This window comes from Halosimplex amylolyticum (genome assembly GCF_051414035.1).
GTDB lineage: Archaea > Halobacteriota > Halobacteria > Halobacteriales > Haloarculaceae > Halosimplex > Halosimplex amylolyticum.
Map to the genome: position 1 here is coordinate 479,579 of NZ_JBLKNW010000001.1, position 21,421 is coordinate 500,999.

General features: G+C 67.4%; 19 protein-coding genes. 8 read left to right on the forward strand and 11 right to left on the reverse strand.

The window, feature by feature from the left end; genetic code table 11:
• Positions 1 to 3: 3 nt before the first annotated feature.
• The gene (locus tag ACMGFE_RS02245) at positions 4 to 366 is read right to left on the reverse strand and encodes a type IV pilin N-terminal domain-containing protein (protein ID WP_436923416.1); all 363 of its coding nucleotides are present in this window, start codon (positions 364 to 366) and stop codon (positions 4 to 6) included.
• Positions 367 to 625: 259 nt separating this feature from the next.
• Between ACMGFE_RS02245 and ACMGFE_RS02250 the strand changes: the two genes are divergently transcribed.
• On the forward strand, positions 626 to 1,579 hold the full coding sequence (locus ACMGFE_RS02250) for a M48 family metallopeptidase (protein ID WP_436923418.1): 954 nt from the start codon (positions 626 to 628) through the stop codon (positions 1,577 to 1,579).
• A 175-nt stretch (positions 1,580 to 1,754) separates the two neighbouring features.
• A complete protein-coding gene (gap, locus tag ACMGFE_RS02255) occupies positions 1,755 to 2,774 on the forward strand; it encodes a type I glyceraldehyde-3-phosphate dehydrogenase (protein WP_436923420.1) in 1,020 nt (339 codons plus the stop codon).
• Positions 2,775 to 2,822: 48 nt separating this feature from the next.
• On the opposite strand, the gene ACMGFE_RS02260 is transcribed toward gap, so the two are convergent.
• Positions 2,823 to 3,122, reverse strand: coding sequence for a hypothetical protein (locus ACMGFE_RS02260; RefSeq protein WP_436923421.1), 300 nt, complete (start codon positions 3,120 to 3,122; stop codon positions 2,823 to 2,825).
• Positions 3,123 to 3,307: 185 nt separating this feature from the next.
• On the opposite strand from ACMGFE_RS02260, the gene ACMGFE_RS02265 reads away from it, so the two are divergent.
• Positions 3,308 to 4,522 carry a phosphoglycerate kinase gene (locus ACMGFE_RS02265; protein WP_436923423.1) on the forward strand — a complete coding sequence of 405 codons (1,215 nt, stop codon included), beginning with the start codon at positions 3,308 to 3,310 and terminating at the stop codon, positions 4,520 to 4,522.
• Between the two features lie 51 nt (positions 4,523 to 4,573).
• On the opposite strand, the gene ACMGFE_RS02270 is transcribed toward ACMGFE_RS02265, so the two are convergent.
• Together ACMGFE_RS02270 and ACMGFE_RS02275 are read right to left on the reverse strand one after the other, a co-directional pair.
• Positions 4,574 to 4,729, reverse strand: a complete 156-nt coding sequence (locus ACMGFE_RS02270; RefSeq protein ID WP_436923425.1) for a hypothetical protein — start codon at positions 4,727 to 4,729, stop codon at positions 4,574 to 4,576.
• A gap of 128 nt (positions 4,730 to 4,857) precedes the next feature.
• Positions 4,858 to 5,694, reverse strand: coding sequence for an NAD-dependent epimerase/dehydratase family protein (locus ACMGFE_RS02275; RefSeq protein ID WP_436923427.1), 837 nt, complete (start codon positions 5,692 to 5,694; stop codon positions 4,858 to 4,860).
• Positions 5,695 to 5,796: 102 nt separating this feature from the next.
• Between ACMGFE_RS02275 and ACMGFE_RS02280 the strand changes: the two genes are divergently transcribed.
• Positions 5,797 to 6,300, forward strand: coding sequence for a metallophosphoesterase (locus tag ACMGFE_RS02280; RefSeq protein WP_436923428.1), 504 nt, complete (start codon positions 5,797 to 5,799; stop codon positions 6,298 to 6,300).
• Between the two features lie 16 nt (positions 6,301 to 6,316).
• Here ACMGFE_RS02280 and ACMGFE_RS02285 read toward each other — a convergent pair whose 3' ends face one another.
• The 3 genes from ACMGFE_RS02285 to ACMGFE_RS02295 form a co-directional block, all read right to left on the reverse strand.
• On the reverse strand, positions 6,317 to 7,405 hold the full coding sequence (locus ACMGFE_RS02285) for a type II glyceraldehyde-3-phosphate dehydrogenase (RefSeq protein WP_436923430.1): 1,089 nt from the start codon (positions 7,403 to 7,405) through the stop codon (positions 6,317 to 6,319).
• A gap of 141 nt (positions 7,406 to 7,546) precedes the next feature.
• Positions 7,547 to 8,515, reverse strand: a complete 969-nt coding sequence (locus ACMGFE_RS02290; protein ID WP_436923432.1) for a DUF7537 family lipoprotein — start codon at positions 8,513 to 8,515, stop codon at positions 7,547 to 7,549.
• The gene (locus tag ACMGFE_RS02295) at positions 8,512 to 9,564 is read right to left on the reverse strand and encodes a hypothetical protein (protein ID WP_436923434.1); all 1,053 of its coding nucleotides are present in this window, start codon (positions 9,562 to 9,564) and stop codon (positions 8,512 to 8,514) included. Before ACMGFE_RS02295 ends, ACMGFE_RS02290 begins: the two co-directional genes overlap by 4 nt.
• A gap of 179 nt (positions 9,565 to 9,743) precedes the next feature.
• Between ACMGFE_RS02295 and ACMGFE_RS02300 the strand changes: the two genes are divergently transcribed.
• Positions 9,744 to 10,487: a ribonuclease H-like domain-containing protein gene (locus tag ACMGFE_RS02300; protein WP_436923435.1), complete on the forward strand. Its 744-nt coding sequence runs from the start codon at positions 9,744 to 9,746 to the stop codon at positions 10,485 to 10,487.
• A gap of 141 nt (positions 10,488 to 10,628) precedes the next feature.
• Positions 10,629 to 12,275, forward strand: a complete 1,647-nt coding sequence (locus ACMGFE_RS02305; protein WP_436923436.1) for an aryl-sulfate sulfotransferase — start codon at positions 10,629 to 10,631, stop codon at positions 12,273 to 12,275.
• A gap of 692 nt (positions 12,276 to 12,967) precedes the next feature.
• Here the strand turns inward: ACMGFE_RS02305 and ACMGFE_RS02310 are convergent.
• The 4 genes from ACMGFE_RS02310 to ACMGFE_RS02325 all read right to left on the reverse strand — a co-directional run bounded on the left by ACMGFE_RS02310 (position 12,968) and on the right by ACMGFE_RS02325 (position 18,926).
• Positions 12,968 to 14,911: an archaea-specific SMC-related protein gene (locus tag ACMGFE_RS02310; protein ID WP_436923437.1), complete on the reverse strand. Its 1,944-nt coding sequence runs from the start codon at positions 14,909 to 14,911 to the stop codon at positions 12,968 to 12,970.
• A gap of 149 nt (positions 14,912 to 15,060) precedes the next feature.
• Positions 15,061 to 15,681 (reverse strand): rod-determining factor RdfA, encoded by a 621-nt coding sequence (gene rdfA, locus ACMGFE_RS02315; protein WP_436923439.1) that lies wholly within the window; start codon positions 15,679 to 15,681, stop codon positions 15,061 to 15,063.
• Positions 15,682 to 16,128: 447 nt separating this feature from the next.
• Positions 16,129 to 18,567, reverse strand: a complete 2,439-nt coding sequence (locus tag ACMGFE_RS02320; RefSeq protein WP_436923440.1) for a heavy metal translocating P-type ATPase — start codon at positions 18,565 to 18,567, stop codon at positions 16,129 to 16,131.
• A gap of 107 nt (positions 18,568 to 18,674) precedes the next feature.
• Positions 18,675 to 18,926 (reverse strand): DUF7996 family protein, encoded by a 252-nt coding sequence (locus ACMGFE_RS02325; protein ID WP_436923442.1) that lies wholly within the window; start codon positions 18,924 to 18,926, stop codon positions 18,675 to 18,677.
• Positions 18,927 to 19,041: 115 nt separating this feature from the next.
• On the opposite strand from ACMGFE_RS02325, the gene ACMGFE_RS02330 reads away from it, so the two are divergent.
• Together ACMGFE_RS02330 and ACMGFE_RS02335 are read left to right on the forward strand one after the other, a co-directional pair.
• Positions 19,042 to 20,277 (forward strand): ornithine cyclodeaminase, nickel-pincer nucleotide-dependent, encoded by a 1,236-nt coding sequence (locus tag ACMGFE_RS02330; RefSeq protein WP_436923443.1) that lies wholly within the window; start codon positions 19,042 to 19,044, stop codon positions 20,275 to 20,277.
• A gap of 340 nt (positions 20,278 to 20,617) precedes the next feature.
• Positions 20,618 to 21,310 carry an SDR family oxidoreductase gene (locus ACMGFE_RS02335; protein WP_436923444.1) on the forward strand — a complete coding sequence of 231 codons (693 nt, stop codon included), beginning with the start codon at positions 20,618 to 20,620 and terminating at the stop codon, positions 21,308 to 21,310.
• Positions 21,311 to 21,421: the final 111 nt, after the last annotated feature.

The following is a 21,421-nucleotide window of genomic DNA, read 5'->3' on the forward strand; positions in this document are numbered from 1 at the left end:
GGTTCACAGTCGTTCGCTATGCATGCGTTCACGGTCGCCGCGACCTCCGTTCCAGACGATCCGGACGAGCGACCCGTCGTTCGCCTGGACGACCGTGCTCTCGTTCTCGGTGACCGGGTCGGTCCAGTCGGTCGACCGACTCACGCTGTCGACCGTCACCCTGATCTCGTCGGTCCGCACCGGTTCGCCGCCGGCGTGAGTCACCCGGACGGCGGTGTCGTTGATCCGCTCGACCGTCCAGTCGGCGTCCGGCGCGTCGCTCCCGGAGGCACCTCCGGCGAAGTTGAGCCCGACCACGACGAACCCGGCGACGATGGCCAGCACTAGCACCACCCCGACCGCGTTCAGCGCCGTGTCGCCGTCCATGTCCCCACGTCTCTGCTGCAGCTAAATCAGCGTGCTGGCTACGAGGGGGTGTAAGTAGTAAGTCGACCTGCGATTGCACAGCTGTGAACGGCGACAACACCGCAGCCCGTGGGACCGCTACGACTGCAAACAGCGTGAAAGGGACCGGGGGCTTTCACGCTGTTCCGTGCGGTTCCAGCGATATCGCCGTAGATACCCGATAATTTGCGAGGACACGGAGCCAGGAAGGGTTTTCAGGGACGCAGACAGACGTTCAGGTATGCGCTGGATACTGCGGGGGCTGATGGCGGTCGTCGGGGTGGTGACCCTGGCGGTGTACCTGGCCGGCGCCTATCTGGCGTACCTGTTCGCGCGGTCTGTATGGGCGCTCCGGCCGTCGCTGTCGACGCTGGCGCTCTATCTCGCGGTGACGACGGTCGTGTTCGCCTTCGTCAGCTACCAGGTCGGGACGGCGCAGATCCTCCGGGACCTGCAGGTCTGGCAGCTCCCAGAAGGTCGAGCACCGGCGCTCTACCGGCGGCTGGACGCCTACAGCGCGCAGATGCGCATCGACCGGCCGGACGTACTCGTCGCGGAGATGGGCCAGCCGAACGCGCTGGCGCTGGGCGGCGGACTGGGAGCGGGCCACATCGTCGTCGACCGGCGGCTGTTCGGACTGCTCACCCTCGACGAGCTGTCGGCGATCTGCGCCCACGAACTGGCGCACATCGAGCGCAAGGACAGCCTGGTCCAGACGTTCGGGTACAGCGCCATGCAGACGCTGTCCGGGGTGGTCGTGCTCGTCCTGGCGCCGATACTGGTGGTCGGAGCGGGGGTCGCGCGGGGCGTGGCGTGGATCCGTGGTCGGCCGGAGGCGTGGTCGCGGACGGTTCCCGGACGGCTCCAGCGGGCGGTGGCGGGGTCCGTGTCGCTGGTGTTCTTCGCGCTGACGCTGGCGCTGCTGGCGCACTCGCGACGGCGGGAGTTCGCGGCCGACGACCGGGCGGCCGAGGTGACGGGCGACCCAATCGCGCTGGCGCGAGCGTTGCGGAAGATCGAACGGGCGAGCCGGTCGCCGTGGTCGCTGCTGTCACCGCTGTACGTCAACGGCGAGGAAGAGGGGCCGCTGACGCGGATGCTGTCCACGCACCCGGCGACAGACGAGCGAGTCGAGCGACTTCTGGACCGCTCCGACGGGGAGCGACGAGTCAGGATCGCGCAGGGACGTCCGTGACCGACGCCGAATCGGCGCCACCGACACCGCTGTACGGCCCAATCGGTCGCACCCGACACCGCTGTACGGCCCAATCGGTCGCCTCCGCCCGATCCGATCCCCAGAAGCGAACGCGAACGGGCCGTGTTTCGCATTCGAAAACCCTATACTCGCCTCGGGAGACGTTCTAGCCACCATGAGCGAATCTAACGAGGGGGCGGTTCGGATCGGGCTGAACGGCTTCGGCCGCATCGGCCGCAACATCTTTCGCGCGTCGCTCGGAGACCCGCGCGTCGACGTCGTCGGCATCAACGACGTGATGGACGACGACGACATGGAGTACCTCGCGAAGTACGACACGGTGATGGGTCGTCTGGAGGGCGTCACCCTCGACGACGGCGTGCTCACCGTCGACGGGACGGACTTCGGGGCGTCGATCCACGAGGAGACCGACCCCACGCAGCTCCCGTGGGACGACCTCGACGTCGACGTGGCCTTCGAGTGCACGGGCATCTTCCGCACCTACGACGACGCGAGCAAGCACCTCGAGGCCGGCGCCGACAAGGTCGTCATCTCCGCGCCGCCGAAGGGCGACAAGCCGGTCAAGCAGATCGTCTACGGCGTCAACCACGACGAGTACGACGGCGAGGACGTCGTCTCGAACGCCTCCTGTACCACGAACTCCATCACGCCGGTCGCGAAGGTGCTCGACCGGGAGTTCGGCATCGAGGCCGGGCAGCTGACGACCGTCCACGCCTACACGGGCTCGCAGAACCTCGTCGACGGCCCGAAGGCCAAGACCCGCCGCGGCCGCGCCGCTGCGGAGAATATCGTGCCCACCTCGACGGGCGCCGCGCAGGCCGCCACCGAAGTGCTGCCCGAACTGGAGGGCAAACTCGACGGGATGGCGATCCGCGTCCCGGTCCCGAACGGGTCGATCACGGAGTTCGTCGTCGACCTGCACGACGAGGTGACCGAGGGCGACGTCAACGAGGCGTTCCGCGAGGCCGCGGCGGGCGAACTGGAGGGCGTGCTCGGCGTCACCGACGACGAGGTCGTCTCGACGGACATCCAGGGGACGCCGTACTCCTCGTACGTCGACCTGCAGTCGACCAACGTCGTCAACGGCATGACGAAGATCCTCACCTGGTACGACAACGAGTACGGCTTCTCGAACCGGATGCTCGACGTCGCCGAGTACGTCACCGAGAACTGAATCCCGCGGTCCGACTTCTCTTCGCGTTTCGGCGATACTTCACCCGGTTTAGACGCCGTTCTCCGAGACGACCACGGTCACCGTGTCGTCGCTCCGTCCCATGGCCTGCACGGTCCAGCCGCGAGCCTCGACCGCCGCCCGCAGGTCGTCGGGCACGAGGTCCGGGTCGCCCGCGTCGCAGTGGATCCGGGGGAGATACCGGCGCCAGCCGGTCGCCCGCTCGCGACGATGCTCCTCGGGCAGGGGCACTCGACCGCTCGCTTCGCTCTCGAAGCCCTCGACGCGGTCGACGGTCTCGTAGCCCAGTTCGTGCAAGTCGTCGAGGACCGCGGCGAGTTCGTCGGACATCGGTGATCTCCTCTTCTGCCCGGAAGACGTGTCCGTGATGGCACAAGTATTTCGGAGGGCTGTGATCCATCCGCAGAGACGGCTCCGGTCTCACCGGCGTGGCTGGGCAGTCCGTGCCAGCGACGAGAGCTCGGCCGGACCACGCGGTTTTTTCTCGTCGCCGGGCGACGCTTCGAACACCAACCATGCCCGCGTTCAAGACGCTCGACGACCTCGACGACGGCCAGCGCGTCCTCGTCCGCCTCGACCTCAACTCGCCGGTAGAGGACGGCGAGGTCCAGGACAACCGCCGCTTCGACCGCCACGCCGAGACGGTGCGCGAACTCGCCGACCGCGACTTCGCGGTCGTGCTCATGGCCCACCAGGGCCGTCCCGGCCGGGACACGTTCGTCTCGCTCGAACAGCACGCCGAGATCCTGCGCGACCACGTCGGCAGGCCCGTGCAGTTCGTCCCCGACACGTTCGGCGACCGGGCCATCTCGGCGATCAACGACCTCGAAGGCGGGGAGATCCTCCTGCTGGAGAACACGCGGATGTGCGACGAGGAACTACCCGAGGAGGAACCGACGGTGAAAGCGGAGACCGAGTTCGTCCGCGCCCTGGCGCCGGAGTTCGACGCCTACGTCAACGACGCCTACTCGGCGGCCCACCGCTCGCACGCCTCGCTCGTGGGGTTCCCGCTGGCGCTCCCGGCCTACGCGGGCCGAGTCATGGAGACCGAGTACGAGGCCAACACTGCCATCGCCGAGCGGGAGTTCGACGGCAACGTGACGATGGTCGTCGGCGGGACGAAAGCCACCGACGTGATCGACGTGATGACGGCGCTCGGCGACAAAGTCGACGACTTCCTGCTGGGCGGCATCGCGGGCGAACTGTTCCTCCGCGCCGACGGCGTCCCCGTCGGCCGCGACATCGAGGGGATGGATCTGTTCGACGAGCAGTGGGAGGAAAACAGGGAGACGATCGAACACCTGATCGACGACCGCCACGAGCAGATCACGCTGGCGCTCGACCTCGCGTACGAGGACGAGGACGGCGACCGCGACGAAATCGAAGTCGGTGACATCGAGGAGAAAGACCGCGCGTTCCTCGACGTGGGGTCGAACACCGTCTCGGAGTACGCCGCGTTCATCGAGAACTCAGAAGCCGTCTTCGTCAAGGGGGCGCTGGGCCTGTTCGAGGACGAACGGTTCGCAGACGGCACCGTCGGCGTCCTCGAGGCCATCGCCGAGACCGACTGCTTCTCCGTCGTCGGCGGCGGCGACACCTCCCGGGCCATCGAAATGTACGGGCTGAGCGAGGACGACTTCGACCACGTCTCCATCGCCGGCGGCGCCTACATCCGCGCGCTCACCGGCGAGCGACTCGTCGGCGTCGAGGCGTTGCAGGACGGCAACTGACTGCAGGACACACCGAGTACTGATTTCGACTATTGGCCTTCTTCCGACCGGTTACCGCTCGCACCAGGCGTGGCGGACGCTCCAGTCGTCCGCTGGCGGGTCCGCTTTGACGACTCGCTCGCGGTCCGCCGGGCCGTTCTCCGCTCGGTCGCCCGTCGCGACGAGCCGTGCGTGCCGCCGCGTCCAATCGTCGCCGGTGTCTCGCATACTCACTCGTTGGGCGGCTGCGACTAAATTTCTTTCTCTGAAGGTCGAAATAAAATAACTCGGCGACGAGTTAATCTCTCGGTCCTGGGCAGTCGGCGGAGAGCGAACGGACGCTCAGTTCTCGGCGGTCAGTTCGGCGGCTCGTCCCACTCGTCGGCGGAGTCCTCGGGCTCGTAGCCGAGCACGTCACGGGCGTGGTCGATGTCGAACCACCGGTTCGCGTTGTCGCTGACGCCGTAGAACACGTCGAAGGAGACCGTCTCGTCGTCGAGGCAGCGCTCGACCAGCTGCGCGACGTCCCGTCGAGACTGCCACATGCAGCGCATTCGGGCGATCTGCTCGTCGTAGGGGTCCGAGTCGCGCTCGAACCGGCCGCTGGCGACGCCGCGCTCTGCGTCGCCCCAGGGGTGGTCGTACTCGGGGTCGCGGACCGCGCAGATCCGGAGGGCGTACACCGACAGGTCCGACGAGTCGGCGGCGAGCCGGCCCAGTCCCTCGCCGTAGACCTTCTCGACGCCGTACATCGAGTCCGGACGCGGCTGGACGGTGTGGTCGACCTCGACGTTCGCTCCGTAGTAGATGTCCGGCATGTTCTCCTTCTCGTACATCCCGACCGCGTGGTTCGAAGAGGCGTAGATGAACGTGTCCAGTCCCGTCTCCAGGGCGGCGTTGTACACCGACGCGTGGAGTCGCAGGTTCTCCAGGTGCTCCTCGCTCCAGACGACGGTCTGGTCGGAGGTGCCGCCCACCTCCATCTGGACGCGCGCGAGGTGGACGACCGCGTCGGCGTCGGCGACCTGCTCGCGGACGACTTCCTCGTCGGTCGCGTCGGCGACGACCGACTCGACGTCGGGGTCGGGGTGTTCCTCGACGTCGAGGCTCGTGAACGAGTGGTCGCCGTCCCCGAGGTTGTCTGTGATCGCCGTGCCGATCGTGCCCGCGCCGCCCGTGATGAGTACGTCCATGCCACTCGTTCGGCGCGACTCTCCTTCAATCCGCGCAATGGAGCGGTCGGCGCCGGTTTCCCAGGGGAAGCCTTGATTGGGCGAGTGGCCGAACGGTCGCCCATGGAACTCGGCATCGTCTCCGACACGCACGACGACCTCGACGCGGTCGAGGACGCAGTCACAGTGTTCGAACGCGAGGGCGTCGACGCCGTCGTCCACTGCGGGGATATCGTCGCGCCGTTCTCGGCGACCCCGTTCGACTCCTCGTTCGACTTCTACGCCGTCCGCGGCAACAACGACGGCGAGTGGGCGCTCCAGTCGACGGTCGACGAGTTCGGCACGTACCTCGGCGAAGTCGGCGAGTTGACGTTCGACGGGAGCGAGATAGCGGTCTACCACGGTACTGGTGCGCCGCTCGTCGACGCGCTCGTGGCGTGCGGCCGCTACGATTACGTGCTTCACGGCCACACCCACGAGTTCGTCCACGAGGACCGCGCGGGCACCGTCCGGATCAACCCCGGCGGGATCTCGTTCGAAGGCGCGCCCGGCCCGCACTACGCGGTCGTCCTCGACACGGAAACCGGCGAGATAGAGCGGTTCGAACTGTCCGCGGGATCGGCGTAGAAACGGCGGACCGTCGCTAGTCGTCGGCGTCGCGGCCGCCGTCTGCCAGCGTCGGCGGCTGGGCGACCGGATCGCGCATCGACTGTCCGATCTGGCCGTCGAGGCCGAGGGCGTCCTCGGTCAGCGCCATGCTGTCCTCGCGGTCGGCGGTGTCGACGGCGGCGCGGATGGCGTCGACGTTCTCTGGCACCACGTCGGCCTCCTGGTGGATGGCCTGGAAGCAGTACATGTCGCGGCCGTCGACGGTGATGGAGTCGCCCCAGATGCAGTTCTCCCAGCAGTCCCCGCGCGGGCGGCCGGCGTCCTGCGCGAACTCCTTGAGCTTGCCCGCGCCGTCGATGTCGAGCTCCGGCGGCAGGACGAACAGGCGCGACTCCGCCGCGAGCAGGTCGCGGACGGACTCGGCGTCCGTCTCGGACGCCAGGGTCACGTTGACGGCGTGGGTGTGCATCAGCGTCGCGGGCACTTTCATGCCCATCGTGTCGACGTCGATCTCGGGGAAGACGGTGTTCAGATCGGAGCCGTGGTGCGAGGGGATCTCGACGGGGTCCGGCAGCGTGTCGTTGATCGGGCCACGGCCGGTCTGGGACGGGTCGCCGCCGCGGCGCACGAGCGTGATGCGGGCCTTCTCGACGCCGTATTCCTCGATGATGGGCGCGAGGAGCCGTGAGAGCCCCGTCGTGTTACAGGAGACGACGCGGACGGAGTCGGCGCCGCGCGCGGCCTCGTAGTTGGCCCGGGCGTTGAAGCTCACCTCGGCCACGTCGGCGTCCTCGCCGCCCTGGAAGAGCGCGGGCGTGTCGTGCTCGCGGTACAGTTCGGCGTTCTCCGCGCCGATGCCGGCGGGCGTGGCGTCGACCACGACGTCGCTCTCGGCGACGAGTTCGTCGACGGTGCCGGCGACGTCGAAGCCGACCGCCGCGAACTCGTCGGTCCGTTCCTCGTCGACCACGTAGAGGGGGTAGCCGCGTTCGAGCGCGACTTTCGCTTCGAAGTTCGGGCTGGTCTTGGCGACGCCCGCGACCGACATGTCCGGCTGGGCGCGCACCGCGTCCGCGACGCGCTTGCCGATTGTCCCGTATCCGTTGACGCCGACGTGGATCATATCCATCCGTTCGACGGGCACCGGCATAGTTCTTTTCACGGTTTTTTACCAGAAATTAACTCGGAACCGAAAAAGAAGTTCCGCCACGTCAGCCGCTAACGTGGGCATTGAGACGGTGTATCACGACCACGTCGGACCTGCTCACAGACCGCCTGGATCGGCGGCCGTGGCGTTCGGGGCGGTGGGTGGGGGGACCCGAGAGGGGTCGGGTGTCTGGGTTCCCGTCGGTGCCGCGTCGGTCGCCGTCGCGTTCGACGACGCCCCGGCGGTTCCGCCGGTCGGTACCCAGGGCGGTCGGTCGACGGTCGTCTCGCCCACCGCGGTGTAGGCGTAGCGCCACTCGACGGCGAAACTGTACTCGGCTCCAACGAGGTCGAACTCGTAGTGGACGGCCTGGACGTACCCCTCGGGCGCGACCCAGAGCGTCGCGCTGAAGTTCCGCAGCGCGTAGGCGTCGTAGATCTGTGCGAGTTGCGGCGGCGGTCGGGTTACGAACACCCGCGCGTAGCGGCGACCGTCCCGCTCGACGACGTCGAGTTCGTCGTAGCCGTTCCCGAGAAACGCCCGCACCTCGAAGGCGACGAGGTGGGCGAAGCGCTCGCGCGCCGCGTCGTCGTCCCGGACAGTCACCGGGGTGACGTCGGTCGCGTCGTCACCGACCACCCGGCGATAGGCACCTTCCGGCCCGACGTACGTCGACGTGACGTTCCCGTAGCTGATCCCGCGGTTCCGGCGGAGGTACGTTTCGTCGTCCGCGACTTCGACGCGCCGCTGGAAGCGGTTGGCGACGGACTCGGTCCCCCCGGCGGTCCAGCGCGCCCACTCGACCGTGTACGAGTGGGTCGAGAGGTAGACGACGTGGGCGGCGAGCAGTCGCTCCACGTCGATGCCGTGGCCGGCCGAGACGCCCGCGAACGAGTCCAGCCCGGAGCGGACCGTCGGTTCGGCCGCGACTGGCGTCCCAGCCGCCGCGTCCGTGTCGGACGGAACCGGAACCGGCGTGATCGTCCTCGTGGTCGGTTCGTCGGTCGACGGCGAGAGGGCGCTACAGCCGCCGAGGACGACTAGCAGTCCGACCGCGATCAGGACCCACTCCGGACGACGAGTCATCGTTCCCCCGACGGCGTCGCGGCCGGGTGCGGATCGGTCGAAGCGGAGGCAGTCGTCGTGGTAGTGGTCGCCGTCGGGTCAGTCGTGGTAGTGGTCGCCGCCGGGTCAGTCGTGGTAGCGTTCGACTTCGAGTCCGTGGCCGTGGGAGCCGACGAGGACGAGTTCGCGGACGACGACAGGTCGGTCGTCGCAGTCTTCGTCGAGGGGTTCATCGGCGAGGCGGTAGTCGGTGCGTGGATCGCTGACGCGGAGCGATTCCGATCGGGCTCGACGGCCCACGCGGGACGAGTTACGGTCGTCTCGTCGACGCGCTCGTAGTCGGCCCGCAGGAACACTTCGACCCGGTCCGCCCGGAGCTCGTAGTCGTAGCGGACGACGAGGGACCTGACGAGCCCCGCGGGCGTCAGATACGCCGTCGCGCTGTAGTTGCGGACGGTCTGTTTGGGGTGACCGTCGTCGACCCTCGGTGGCGGCGCGGTGACGTGCAGGCGGTAGAACGTTCGGCCGTCCAGTTCGACCCGGGAGACGCTCGCCCCCTCCGTCCCGAGATAGATCTGAACGGACCGCGTCGTCGTCAGGTAGTCGCGGTAGTCGATGGCGTCCGCGAGGTGGTGGACCATCGAGACGTTGCCCAGGACGGTCCGGGAGTAAGCACCCGTTTCGTCGGCGTAGAGCGCCTGTCGCTGGTCGTCGGCTCGCACCGTCCGGATCACGTACGAGCCGTCGCTCCCGACTCGCAACCGCTTCGAGACGGCGTCGACGGTGACCCCGGCGTCCAGGTCGCGCCGTTCGTACTCGACGGTCCAGGTGAACGAGCGGTCGACCAGCGCGCGGCGGTGGGCAGCGCCGACCACAGACGGCGATATCGAGCCGTTGGCGGCGACGCCGGGCGGCGGAGAGAGCGATTCGCCGGGGGCGGGCGTCTCGGTCGGCACGGAGAGCGGCGTCACGGTCTCTCTCGGCGTCCCGGCGTCTCCCGCTGGGCCGAACGCGCTACAGCCGGCCAGCGTCACCGCGAGCGCCACCGCGAGCGCGAAGCGCCGGGTCATTGACCTGACGTAGGGGCGAGACAGACATAAGCGGCTTGCCGGTGGGCCTGCGGGCCGACTCGCGGCGTGAGCGCGATCATCCCACGGGACGTCGACGGGCCGAGAACTGGTCGCGAACGGTGAGCAATCGACGGGTCGTGAGCGAAACAGCCAAGACCGGTGGGACGAACGGGAGGAGTGTGCGCATCGAGAACAGCTTCATTCCGGCCGAGGGCGTGGGCGAGCGGACCGAGCGGTCCCTCTGGGAGTCAGGGGTCACCCACTGGGAGTCGTTCGACCCCTCGGCCGTCGGCGCCAGGCAGGCCGAGAACATCGAGTCGTTCATCGCGGACGCGAGCGAGCGCCTGGACGACGGCGACGCCCGCTTTTTCCGGGAGCAGTTCCCCTCGGGGAGCCACTGGCGCTGCTACGAGAACTTCCGCGAGGAGACGTGCTTCCTCGACATCGAGACGACGGGACTGGACCAGCGCCGCCACGACGTGACCGTCGTCGGCGTCCACTCGCCGGGCGACACGGAGGTGTTCGTCGCCGGCCGGGACCTGACCGCCGAGCGCCTGCAGGGCCGCCTCGACGACGCGAAACTCCTCGTGACGTTCAACGGCAAGCGCTTCGACGTGCCCTTCCTGGAGGAAGCCTTCGACGTGGACGTCGACGTCCCGCACGTCGATCTGATGTACCCCTGCCGCCGGCTGGGGCTCACCGGCGGGCTCAAAGCCATCGAGAAAGAGACCGGCATCGACCGCGACCGACCGGACCTCTCGGGCCGGGACGCCGTCCGGCTCTGGCGGGAGTACGAGCGCGGCGACGAGCACGCGCTGGAGACGCTCGTCTCCTACAACCGCGACGACACCGAGAACCTCCGGCTCCTCGCCGACCACGTCACCGACCTCCTCGACAGCGACGTGTTCGTGACGACGGAGTGAGCCGGCAGGCTCGCACGACGGCGAGCGGTACAGGGCTGCCGAACCACTTGCTGACGTCCATTCCCTGACGAACGAACAGCGTGGAGTGGGTCTGTCGACGGATCTAAAGAAACTTAACGAACGCTCACACAGGGTATGGGTATGAACGGGCCCTCCAAACGCGTCGCTCGCGCGCTCTTCGCGGTCGTGTTGGTCCTCGCTGCGGGAGCGGTGGCGAGCAGTTACGCGACGGCCGAAACGAACGTCGCGCGGGCGCACGGGTCGTCGGGCGCGGGCAACCCGGTCCCCGGCGAAACCGGCGTCGCCGCCCCCGAGACACGCCCGCCGGACTACCGCGAACCCGGGGCGAACGGTTCGCTGACGAACGGGGCCGTCGACGAGTGGTCGGACGGCACGGCGGCCGAGACGGACGAGCGCGTGCTCGTCGACCCCGCCGAGCACGACCCGGCGAACCTGACCGTGGTCGGGACGCAGGGGTTCTACGCCTCCGACGAGCAGGCAGAACTGGTCGCGTTCGACCGGGAGGGGGAGGTGGCCTACTACGACGACAACTACCGCGTGTACTTCGACGTGGACCCGGTCGAAGGGACCGACTACACGGTCGAGTACCTCGCGTCGAAACACCTCGACGGCGAGGGTTGCGTGAACGTCTCGACCGAGCGCTGCACGTACAACGTCGTCAACCGGGTGAACATGACGACGGGCCAGGAACGGGAGGTGTACGGCGAGGTGACGCCGCGCATCTACTCGGCGCGGTGGCACGACGTCGACCGGATCAACGACACCCACGTCGCCGTCGCGGACATCCTGCGCGACAGCGTGCGCGTCGTCAACACGACGACGGACGAGACAGTCTGGGAGTGGAACGCGTCGGACCACTTCGACCCCGACGTCGGCGGCGCGGAGGGCGACTGGACGCACATCAACGACGTGGAGGTGCTCGACGACGGGCGGTTCATGGTCAGCGTGCGGAACATGGACCGGGTCGTCTTCGTCGAACCCGGCGAGGGCGTCGACGCGAACTGGACGCTCGGGACCGAGGACGACTACGACGTCCTCTACGAGCAGCACAACCCCGACTACATCCCGGCGGAGCACGGCGGCCCCGCGATCACGGTCGCCGACTCGGAGAACAGCCGCGTGCTGGAGTACCAGCGCGTCGACCCGGAGACCGGCAACGCGACGACCGCCGAAGACGGCGAGTGGCGCCGCTCGTGGGGCTGGCGCGACAGTCGGGTGCAGTGGCCGCGAGACGCCGACCGTCTGCCGAACGGCGACACGCTGGTCGTCGACACCCACGGCGACCGCGTCGCGCAGATCGCCCCCGACGGAAGCGTGAACTGGTCCCTCACGGTCGGCATGCCCTACGACGTCGAGCGCCTCGGGACGGGCGACGAGAGCGCCGGCGGCGACAGTATGCGTTCGATCCGCGAGGCGCGGGGGACGACCGAGGACGGGTCTGGCGCGCGCTCGGGCGTCGGCGTCCCGATCATCCAGCCCGCGAACGACGACGCCGACCCCGACGCGGTCCCGCCCGAGGGTCGGATCACCCACCCCGACCGGACCGTCGTCGAGACGACGTGGGTCGCCCTGAAGGAACTGACCCCGAGCATCGTCGTCAACGGCCTCCTCTACGCCGCGCCCTCGTGGGTCCGGTTCACCGACCTCGCGTTCGGCGCCGCCGGCTTCGTCGCCGCGCTCGGATGGATCGGTTCTGAACTCTACTGGTCGCGGTACGCACCGCTCGGTCGGGCCCGGGCGGCGCTTCGCTCCGTGCGACCGCGCTGAGGAACTCCCCCTTCTGCCGCCGGCACTCGCGTTCGACCGGAGAATCCTCTCTCGAGACGCCACACGGGACGGCCGTGAGAGACACTCTCGCGCCGCTTCTTCAACGTCAATTTCGATATATACGAAGATCATTGATGGGTATTCCACTCCAAGCTAATCGATGAATGGAGCGGAAGATTGTTCGACAATACGAAACGTACGTTCGAGGGTCTGGACCCGTCCGTCGCGGCCGTTCCGCGGTCGACCGAGACGTCCAGTACATCGGGTGAGCCGGCTGGGTTCGCCTACCGGATTTCCTATCGTATCCGTTTCGGGCCGTCCACGTGACGTGACGCGGGCGTTACCAGAACCGATCGTCGAGAGCTCTGCGGCCGTCCGCTTCTTCCATCAGCTCGGTTATAACTGGACGGAGATACAGTATTCCAAACATTTACTATCGATTGAGTAAATATTTCCCAGACTCGATAGCGGTCAGATCGGTCGTGTTCGGCCGCTTCGACCGTCGTATCGAACGAACGTGTCGAGTCGGTGATCCCGGAGGGGGCCGTGCACAGAGCGGGCGAAACGGTGTCGAAGGAGACGGGTCTCGCGAGGCGAAGCGGAGTCGAGAGAGACGAGCTGACAGAAGTTGAGAGCGGCAAGCGGAGAGAAGTCGGGGAGACGAGCGGAGGGAAGTCGGAGAGTGAGACGGATTAGACTTCGGTGACGCGCTGGTAGGCGTCGTCGAGCGCCTGCGCGTCCTCTTCGAGCAGGGCGACGACGACGTACTCGGCGTACTCGGAGACGTAATCGACGAGGCGGGCGATGCGGTCGGAGTCGATGGCCTCGATGGAGTCGAGCAGGAGGAACGGACAGGTCTCGTAGACGTCGTGGGTGAGATAGCCCGCGAGTGCGAAGATGAGACCGGTGACCTCCCGTTCGGATTCGGAGAGGTGGTCGATCGAGTCCTCGTAGGTGGTCCCGTCGTCGGTGCTGCGAACGACGTGCAGGTCGAAGACGGACTTCTCGACGCGGCGGCGGCCTTCCTTGACCTGTTCGTGTTTGCGCTCGATCCAGATCCGTTCGAGGTTCTCGTAGCCGAGCATCTCGAGGACGGACTCCATGTGCTCGTTGAACTGCTCGACGGCCTCGACCTCGATCCGGTCGATGCGCGTCCGCAGGTCCTCGATGTCCTCCTGGATCCCCTCGCGTTCTTCCTTGAGGTCGTCGCGGCGGTCGAGTTCGGACTCGATGCGTTCGATCTCTTCGGAGACGTCCTCGAGGTCGTCCTGGCGCCGGCTGATCTCGAACTCGAGTTCGTTCGCCTCGCGGTGCAAGTCCAGCAGGTCGCTCTGGGTCTCGTCCTGGAGCTGTTCGACCTCGGTCTCCAGCTCGTCGATGCGGTCTTCGAGACGTCCCCGTTCGTCCTCGAGGTTCGAGACCCGTTCGCGTCGCTGCTCGAGTTCGGACTCGGCACGCTGGAGCCGGTCTTCGAGCTGCGAGCGCTGGCGCTTCTGTTCCTGGTAGGTCGCCTTCTCGGTCTTCAGGTCGTCAATCTCCGACTGCAGGTCCTGGCGCTCCGAGAGTTTCTCCTGGCGGAGGTCGCGGATCCGGTCGAGCGTGGTCTCGACGTCAGACTGGTCGACCTCGCTCCCGCAGGTCCAGCAGACGACCTGGTCGTCGACGAGCCGGTCGGTCACCTGTTCGGCGTCGTCCCCGCCGCGCAGGGCGGCGACGACGTCCGAACTCGTGCCCTCGAGCATCTCCTCGTTGAACTGGATCACCTTCTGGAGTTCGTTGACGGTCGAATCCAGCGCCTGGCGCTGCTCGCGGAGGCGTTCGATGTGGTCTTCGACCTCGGTGACGTCGCCCGAGACCTCCTGGGGCAGGTCCGTGAGTTCCGTCTCGACGGTGTCGATCTCGGACTCCAGCGCGCTGATGCTCTCGCGCTCGCTCTCGATGTTGTAGCGGACGTCTTCCAGGTCCGAGCGCGCGTCGCGGAACGACTCCAGCGCCTCTTCGAGTTCGGCCTTCTGGTCGCGGGTTGTCCCCACGTCCTGGTCCGCGTCCTCGATCTGCTCTTTTTTCTCCTCGAGTTCCTGGCGCTTCTGTTCGATCTCGGCCTCGAGTTCCGTGCGCCGTTCCTCCAGGTCCGGCAGGGTGTGTCGCAGCGACTGGAGGTCGTCGAGGCGCTGTTCGATCTGGTCGCGATCGGTCTGGAGCGCCTCGATCTCGTCTTCGATGGCGGCCGTGTCCACCGGCCGCATGATGAGGTCGCGCAGGTTCTCGCTCAGCTCGACGGCGCGGCGCGCCTCGTTCGACTCGAGCAGGAAGACGAACAGGTCGGCGATCTCAGCGTCCTCGAGGTACGGGTCGCCGCTGGTGACGACTGTCCCGTTCTTCCGTTCGAGGGTTCGCGTGTACGTCTCGTCGCCGACGGTCATCTCGACGTGTCCCTCGTCCGCGTCGCCTTTCAGCGAGACGTCGTCGCTCCCCAGGCCGGCCATGATGGCCTGTAACAGCGAGGTTCGGTTGGTCGCGTTTCGCCCCGTCAGTATCGTCACGCCGGACGTGAACGAAACCGACGTCCTGTCGATGCCACCCACGTTCTCCACGGCGACATCTACAGACTTCGCCATGCTATCAGTCGCTCCCATACCTACGAGGTGCGTTTACCAGTCTATAAATGTACTGCAATGTATCTCGTGGTACTCGACTTTCTGCGCTCGCGGGCGTGTCTCTCCGCCGTCCGGGACCGGACAGCGCCGGTCGGCAGATCTGATTACACACATACGAGTGTAATGGATCACTCGTCGACCTGGCAGCGGCAGCCGCCGCGTTCGATGAGGTCGATCGGGTCTTCCTGTCGGCCGCACTCCTGGCAGACCACCTGGACGTCGGCGATGACGTCGACAGGGCCGATGTCGAGTCGGTCGGTCGAACGGAGGTTCTCCACGTTCCGCCTGGTGACGGCGCTCAGTCGGCTGGTGAGTCGCTGGATCGTCTCGATGGACTTCTCGCGCTGGTTCTCGTCGTCGCCGGCCTCGTACTCCGCGTCGCGGTACTCGCGGAGGTACGTGTGGATCGCGTAGTGGCTCACGAAGTCGCCGGTGAGTTCGTCGACGTCGATCCCCTCGCGTTCCAGGCGATTGCGCGCCTGCGTCCGCGCGCCTTCCGTCACGTCGTCCTCGGTGAGCAGTTCGTAGATGTTCTCCAGTTCACCCTGGAGCGTCATGACCCCCGCTTCGTCCATCGCGCTCTCGAGCACGCGCCGGTTGAAGTAGTGAGCGAGGTCGCGGAGACTCTGGCGCTCCCTGCCGTCTCCCGTCCACCGCCGCTCTAGCTCCCGACCCAGGTCCCCGAGGTCGTACTTGCGCACGACCCGCTCTACCTTGTTGTCCGGGCGCTCGTCCTGTCGATTCGTCATGTACGCATCGCTACCACCGACTCGCAGATAGGTCTTCCGTTCGTCCGACTCGAAATCCTCGGGTACGACCGGGTTTCGTCCCGGTAGCCGGCCCCATCACCGACCCGCTGCTCCCGGTGGCTCCCGTTCACTCGTCATCTCCCGAACCCCTCGAAAGGTGGATTATATTACTAGTTAATGAATGTGTCATTTACTGATCTGACCGACGAACTTGATTCGTCCCTGAACGGCGGAGAAACGGGCTTCCTCGCCCGGCAATGGAACGATATGGGAAGTCGACCGAATTTCTCTATGCGGGACATCTAGACGGCGAAAATGACGCTCTGAACGTTCTGAGGCACTCAATCCGGAGAAGTGGAAAAGGGCCCCCGAACGTCGGGTTAAGCATAAGAAATTTGTATAAAACTGCATCCGATAAAGTTCGATCGAGTTACGTACTCGGTTCAGTCACTTCGGCTCGACGGGCGCGTCCGGGCGCAGTCGCGAGAGCCGCATCGCGTTGCCAGTGACGGCGGTCGTCATGCCGACGTCGCCCGCGAGGACGACGAACCAGAGGGGGACGGCGACGAACGGGAGGGGAATGGCGACGGCCAGCGCCGCCTTGACGAGGAGGCTGCCCCAGACGTTCTGTCTGATGATCCCGTTCCCCGCGCGGGCGAGTCGGTGGAGGTAGGGGAGCTTCGAGAGGTCGTCGCCCATCAGCGCGACGTCGGCGGTTTCGAGCGCGGTGTCGGTGCCGGCGGCCCCCATCGCGATCCCGACGGTGGCAGTCGCCAGCGCGGGCGCGTCGTTGATGCCGTCGCCGACCATGGCGACCGTCTCGTACTCTTCGGTCAGCGCCTCGACCCGGGCCACTTTCTCGTCGGGCAGCAGGTCGGCGGCGAAATCGTCGGCGCCCACCTGCTCGGCTACCGCGCGCGCGGTGCCCTCGTTGTCTCCCGTGAGCATCACGAGGCGTTCGATCCCCTGCTCACGCAGGCGGTCGACGGTCCGTCGCGCCTCCGGTCGGATCTCGTCGGCGATGGCGACCAGTCCCTCGATCTCGTCTTCGGTCCCGACGAGGACGACAGTCTTCCCCTCGGACTGGAGCCGCGGGATCGTCTCCGCGAGGTCGACGCAGTCGTCACGGTCCTCGCAGACGGGGTCGGCGTGCTCGACGACGACTCCGCCGTCGGTCATCGGCTCCGCGCCCGTCAGGTGGACGTGGTCAAGATCGAACCCGAGGTCCGCGAACAGGCCCGGTTTGCCGGCGTAGTGGGTCCGGCCGTCGAGGTCGGCACGGACGCCTTTCCCGGTGATGCTCTCGAAGTTCGTCACCTCGCGGTCGGCGACGCCGCGCTCGTCGGCCTGAGCGACGATGGCGTCGGCGATGGGGTGTTCGCTCCGGCGCTCGATACTGCGGGCGCACTGGAGCACGTCGGCTTCGCCGTTGCCGTTGAGGCCCACCACGTCGGTCACCGTGAGTTCGCCGGTCGTGAGCGTGCCCGTCTTGTCGAAGGCGACGGCGTCGACGTCGCCGATCGCTTCGAGGTGGTTGCCGCCCTTGATCAGGACGCCGTTTTTCGCCGCGCTCGTGACGCCCGAGACCACCGTGACCGGCGTCGAGATGACGAACGCGCAGGGGCAGGCGATGACGAGCAGGGAGATGCCGCGGACGAACCACGTCGCCCACCCGCCGCCGAAGACGACCGGTGCAGCGAACGTCGCCAGCAGCGCCGCCCCGACGACGACGGGGGTGTAGTAGTCTGCGAAGCGCTCGACGAACTGCTCGCGCTCGGTCTTGTTGGCCTGGGCGTCCTCGACCAGCTCGACGATGCGGTCGATGGTGGTGTCGCCCGCCTCGGCGGTCGTCTCGACCGCGAGGAAGCCCTGCTCGTTGATCGTCCCCGCGAACACCTCGTCGCCGACCTCCTTGTCGACGGGGACGCTCTCACCGGTGATCGGCGCCTGGTTGACGGCGCTGGCGCCTTCGGTCACCGTCCCGTCCATCGGGATCTTCTCGCCGGGTTCGACGAGGACGGTCTCGCCGACTGCGACGTCCTCGACGGGTACCTCGACGCGCTCGCCCTCGCCATCGGGACCGCTCGCCCGTCGCACCGTCGCCGTGTCCGGCGAGAGCGTCAGCAGTTCTTCCAGCGAGTTGCGCGCGCGGTCGACGGAATACCGTTCCAGCAGTTCGGCGACGTTGAAGAGGAACGCCAGCGACGCCGCCTCGACGTAGAAGTGCAGCGCGGGGACGACCAGGGAGATCCCCGCGGCGCTGACGATCGCCACCGACATCAGGAAGTCGATGTCCAGGCTCAGGTTCTTCGCGGAGTAGTAGCCGTTCCTGACGATCACCTGGCCGCCCGACAGCACCGCGACCAGGTAGAGCACGTCCGCGAGGAGCAACTCCCGGCCGGCCGCTCCCACGACCGGACCGTTCAGTCCCGGGAGTCCGAACTGTACGAGCACGCCCAGCCCGAGGAACAACCCGCTGAGGGCCGTCTTCCGGGCTCGCGCCGTCCTCCAGACGCTCTCGGTCTCTGCACCTTCGTCCTCGACGCCGCGCCCCTCCGGGTCGGTGACGCCGTACCCGGCGCTCTCGATCGCCGCCACGAGGTCCGCCCGCGAGAGTCGGGACTCGTCGTAGGTTATCTTCGCCGTCCCGGTGGTCGGACGCAGGTCCGTCGCCGCGACGCCCTCGCGGTCGGCGAGGGCGCCATCGACCTTGTTCGCACACGACGAGCAGTCCATGTCGGGGACCGAGAGCCTCACCTCGGTGCCCGCGGCGTCGGCGGATCCGTCGACCGCCGTCACGTCGTCGCGTTCGTCGCGGTCGCATCGGCCCGTCCCCTCGCCGCTGGGGCACCCGCAGTCGGCCCGCTCCGGGCCATCGTCTGTCATTACCCGGCGCTAGGCGACCGGGCTGTATTAACCCCACTGCTACGAAACGGGGGTATTCTGTTACGGATTACTAGTCGAACGAATCCGAATTAATAATCAGCGAGTCGCTACCGGTCCGCCTCGGCGGACTCGTCGGGTTCGGCGGCCCACGGGTCGCCGTCGCCGGGGGTGGGCGCGCGCAGGTCGATCGGGCGGATCCAGACGTACCACGCAACGAGGACGATACTGCCGTAACCGATCGGCCAGACGAGACCGCTGGCGGCCGAGAAGCCGACGGACCTGACGAGGCCGGCGACCTGGCCCGTCAGCGCGATCCCGACGAGCAGTGCGAGCGCGAGTGCGATGTCTCCGCGGTCCATCTATCGTTTCGAGTTGGGGACGGACGGACGTAAGCGGTTCGGTGCACGTGCCGGCGGACGGTGACGCGCCCGGGACATCCAAAACGACTTACTCGCCGCCGTCGATGCTCCGGGCATGACCGCCGCGCGCGAAGTCGAGCTGGAGGGCCACATCATCGACTCGGGGATGATGGGGGCCGCTTTCGGTATCATCATGGACCTCGGTGGCTCCTTCGACGTCGAGGAGTTCCGGATCGGCCGCCACGAGAACGAGGAGTCCTACGCCCGACTGCTCGTCGAGGCCGAAGACGAGGAGACGCTACAGTCGATCGTCCACGAACTCCACCAGAACGGCGCGAACCCCTCGGATCCCAAGGACGCGACGCTCCAGCGCGCCCCGAAGGACAAGGTCGTCCCCTACGGCTTCTACTCGACGACCAACCACCCGACCGAGGTCCGCATCGACGGCGAGTGGATCGAGGTCGAGAACATCGAGATGGACTGCGCCGTCGTGGTGGAGGGCCACGACAGCGACGACCCCCGCGCCTACACCAAGGTCCTCAGCGCCGTCGAGGAGGGCGACCTGGTCGTCGCCGGCGAGACGGGGATCCGCGTCAGCCCGCCGGAGCGACCGCGCAACCGCGAGGGTGCCTTCGGGTTCATGCAGGGCGGCGTCTCCTCGGAACGGCCCTCCGAGTCCACCATCCGCCAGGTCGGCGACGCCATCGAGGAGACCAAACGCGAGGGCGGCGACGTGCTCGCCGTCTGCGGTCCCGCGCTCATCCACTCGGGCGCTCGTGAGGACCTCGCCCGTCTCGTCCGCGGGGGGTACATCGACATGCTCTCTATCGGCAACGGCTTCGCCGTCCACGACCTCGAACGCGACCTCTACGGCACCTCCCTGGGCATGGACACCGAGACGCTGGACCACCCGCGGAAGGGCCACAAACACCACATCTACACCATCTCGGAGATCATCCGCGAGGGCGGGATCGAACAGGCGGTCGAGAGCGGCACGGTCGAGTCGGGCGTGATGTACGAGTGCGTCGAGAACGACGTCCCGTTCGTCATCGCCGGATCCATCCGCGACGACGGCCCGCTCCCGGACACCATCACCGACTCGATGGAAGCCCAGAACGCCATCCGCGAGCAGGCCCACGAGGCCGACCTCGTCCTCATGCTCTCGACGCTGTTGCACTCGGTCGCCGTCGGGAACTGCTTGCCGTCGACGACCCGGACCGTCTGCGTCGACATCAACCCCGCGACGGTGACCCAGTTGCTCGACCGCGGCAGCGACCAGGCCGTCGGGATGGTCACCGACATCGGCACCTTCGTGCCGATTCTGGCGGATCACCTGCTGGACGAGGGGTAGCGAGGGCGAGCGAAGCGAGCCCTCGGAGAAACGAGCGGGGAGCGGAGCGACCCGCGAGTAGCGACCGCGAGCGACCGTCGGGAGCGAGCGGTTTTTGCCCCATCTTTTTCGAGGCGGGTGCCCGCAGCACGCCAGCGGCGTGCGAGGACACCCGGTGAAGAAAAAGGTGGATCGCGCACCTTCGTGCCGATTCTGGCGGATCACCTGCTGGAGGAGGAGTAGAGGCGGACGTTCGCACCAGGTGAAGCAAAGTATCCGCCTCTGAGCCATCACCGGGGCCCAGCGACCGGCGCTCGCGTCACAACAAAAACGTTATTCGCTATCTGGAGCGATGGCGGGTATGGACCTGAGCGGGAAGGTGGCGGTCGTGACCGGAGCGTCGTCCGGGATCGGAGAAGCGACGGCCAGGGCGCTGGCACGGGAAGGATGCGCCGTCGCGCTGGTGGCCCGCCGCGAAGAGCGCCTGGAGGAGATCGCCGCGGAGATCGAATCGAAAACGCTCGTGGCGCCGACAGACGTCGCCGACGACGCCGCGGTGGCCGCGACGGTCGAAACGATTCGGGAGGAACTCGGCGGTATCGACGTCCTGGTGAACAACGCCGGCGTCGCACGCGGCGGACCGGTCGAATCGGCGGACCTGTCGGCGCTCCGCCGGAACGTCCGGGTCAACCTGGAGGGCGTGATGAACGTCACCCACGCCGCGCTGCCGGACGTCCTCGAATCCGGCGGTGACGTCGTCACCGTGTCGTCGCTGAGCGCCCGGTTCCCGCAGGAGGGCGGGAGCGGCTACACCGCGTCGAAGTTCGGCGTCAACGGGTTCTGTCGCTCGCTCCGCAAGGAGCTGTCCGACGAGCCCGTCCGGGTGACCATCGTGATGCCGGGGCCGGTCGTGACGGAACTGAACGACTGGGAGCACTGGGACGGCCGGGCGATGGACCCCGCGGACGTCGCGGAAACTATCGTCTTCGCTCTCTCCCGTCCCGACCACGTGGAACTGACCGACATCGGCGTCAACACGACGGAGAAGCTCTAGAGGTGGCTCGCGGGGCCGTCGGGCGTCGCGGGCGCACGACCGTGAAAGCGGGGGGACGGGCGAGGGTGCCGTTCAAACCGAGTTTTTAGCATCCGCCGGGGCTACTTACCG

Excerpts from the sequence above, each read along its gene's own strand:
- ACMGFE_RS02245 (WP_436923416.1), bottom strand. The coding sequence starts at position 366 with ATGGACGGCGACACGGCGCTGAACGCGGTCGGGGTGGTGCTAGTGCTG.
- ACMGFE_RS02285 (WP_436923430.1), bottom strand. The coding sequence starts at position 7,405 with ATGATCCACGTCGGCGTCAACGGATACGGGACAATCGGCAAGCGCGTC.
- rdfA (WP_436923439.1), bottom strand. The coding sequence starts at position 15,681 with ATGACGAATCGACAGGACGAGCGCCCGGACAACAAGGTAGAGCGGGTC.
- ACMGFE_RS02310 (WP_436923437.1), bottom strand. The coding sequence starts at position 14,911 with ATGGGAGCGACTGATAGCATGGCGAAGTCTGTAGATGTCGCCGTGGAG.
- ACMGFE_RS02330 (WP_436923443.1), top strand. The coding sequence starts at position 19,042 with ATGACCGCCGCGCGCGAAGTCGAGCTGGAGGGCCACATCATCGACTCG.
- ACMGFE_RS02325 (WP_436923442.1), bottom strand. The coding sequence starts at position 18,926 with ATGGACCGCGGAGACATCGCACTCGCGCTCGCACTGCTCGTCGGGATC.
- ACMGFE_RS02295 (WP_436923434.1), bottom strand. The coding sequence starts at position 9,564 with ATGACCCGGCGCTTCGCGCTCGCGGTGGCGCTCGCGGTGACGCTGGCC.
- gap (WP_436923420.1), top strand. The coding sequence starts at position 1,755 with ATGAGCGAATCTAACGAGGGGGCGGTTCGGATCGGGCTGAACGGCTTC.
- ACMGFE_RS02275 (WP_436923427.1), bottom strand. The coding sequence starts at position 5,694 with ATGGACGTACTCATCACGGGCGGCGCGGGCACGATCGGCACGGCGATC.
- ACMGFE_RS02280 (WP_436923428.1), top strand. The coding sequence starts at position 5,797 with ATGGAACTCGGCATCGTCTCCGACACGCACGACGACCTCGACGCGGTC.
- ACMGFE_RS02260 (WP_436923421.1), bottom strand. The coding sequence starts at position 3,122 with ATGTCCGACGAACTCGCCGCGGTCCTCGACGACTTGCACGAACTGGGC.
- ACMGFE_RS02305 (WP_436923436.1), top strand. The coding sequence starts at position 10,629 with ATGAACGGGCCCTCCAAACGCGTCGCTCGCGCGCTCTTCGCGGTCGTG.
- ACMGFE_RS02290 (WP_436923432.1), bottom strand. The coding sequence starts at position 8,515 with ATGACTCGTCGTCCGGAGTGGGTCCTGATCGCGGTCGGACTGCTAGTC.
- ACMGFE_RS02265 (WP_436923423.1), top strand. The coding sequence starts at position 3,308 with ATGCCCGCGTTCAAGACGCTCGACGACCTCGACGACGGCCAGCGCGTC.
- ACMGFE_RS02250 (WP_436923418.1), top strand. The coding sequence starts at position 626 with ATGCGCTGGATACTGCGGGGGCTGATGGCGGTCGTCGGGGTGGTGACC.
- ACMGFE_RS02270 (WP_436923425.1), bottom strand. The coding sequence starts at position 4,729 with ATGCGAGACACCGGCGACGATTGGACGCGGCGGCACGCACGGCTCGTC.
- ACMGFE_RS02320 (WP_436923440.1), bottom strand. The coding sequence starts at position 18,567 with ATGACAGACGATGGCCCGGAGCGGGCCGACTGCGGGTGCCCCAGCGGC.
- ACMGFE_RS02335 (WP_436923444.1), top strand. The coding sequence starts at position 20,618 with ATGGACCTGAGCGGGAAGGTGGCGGTCGTGACCGGAGCGTCGTCCGGG.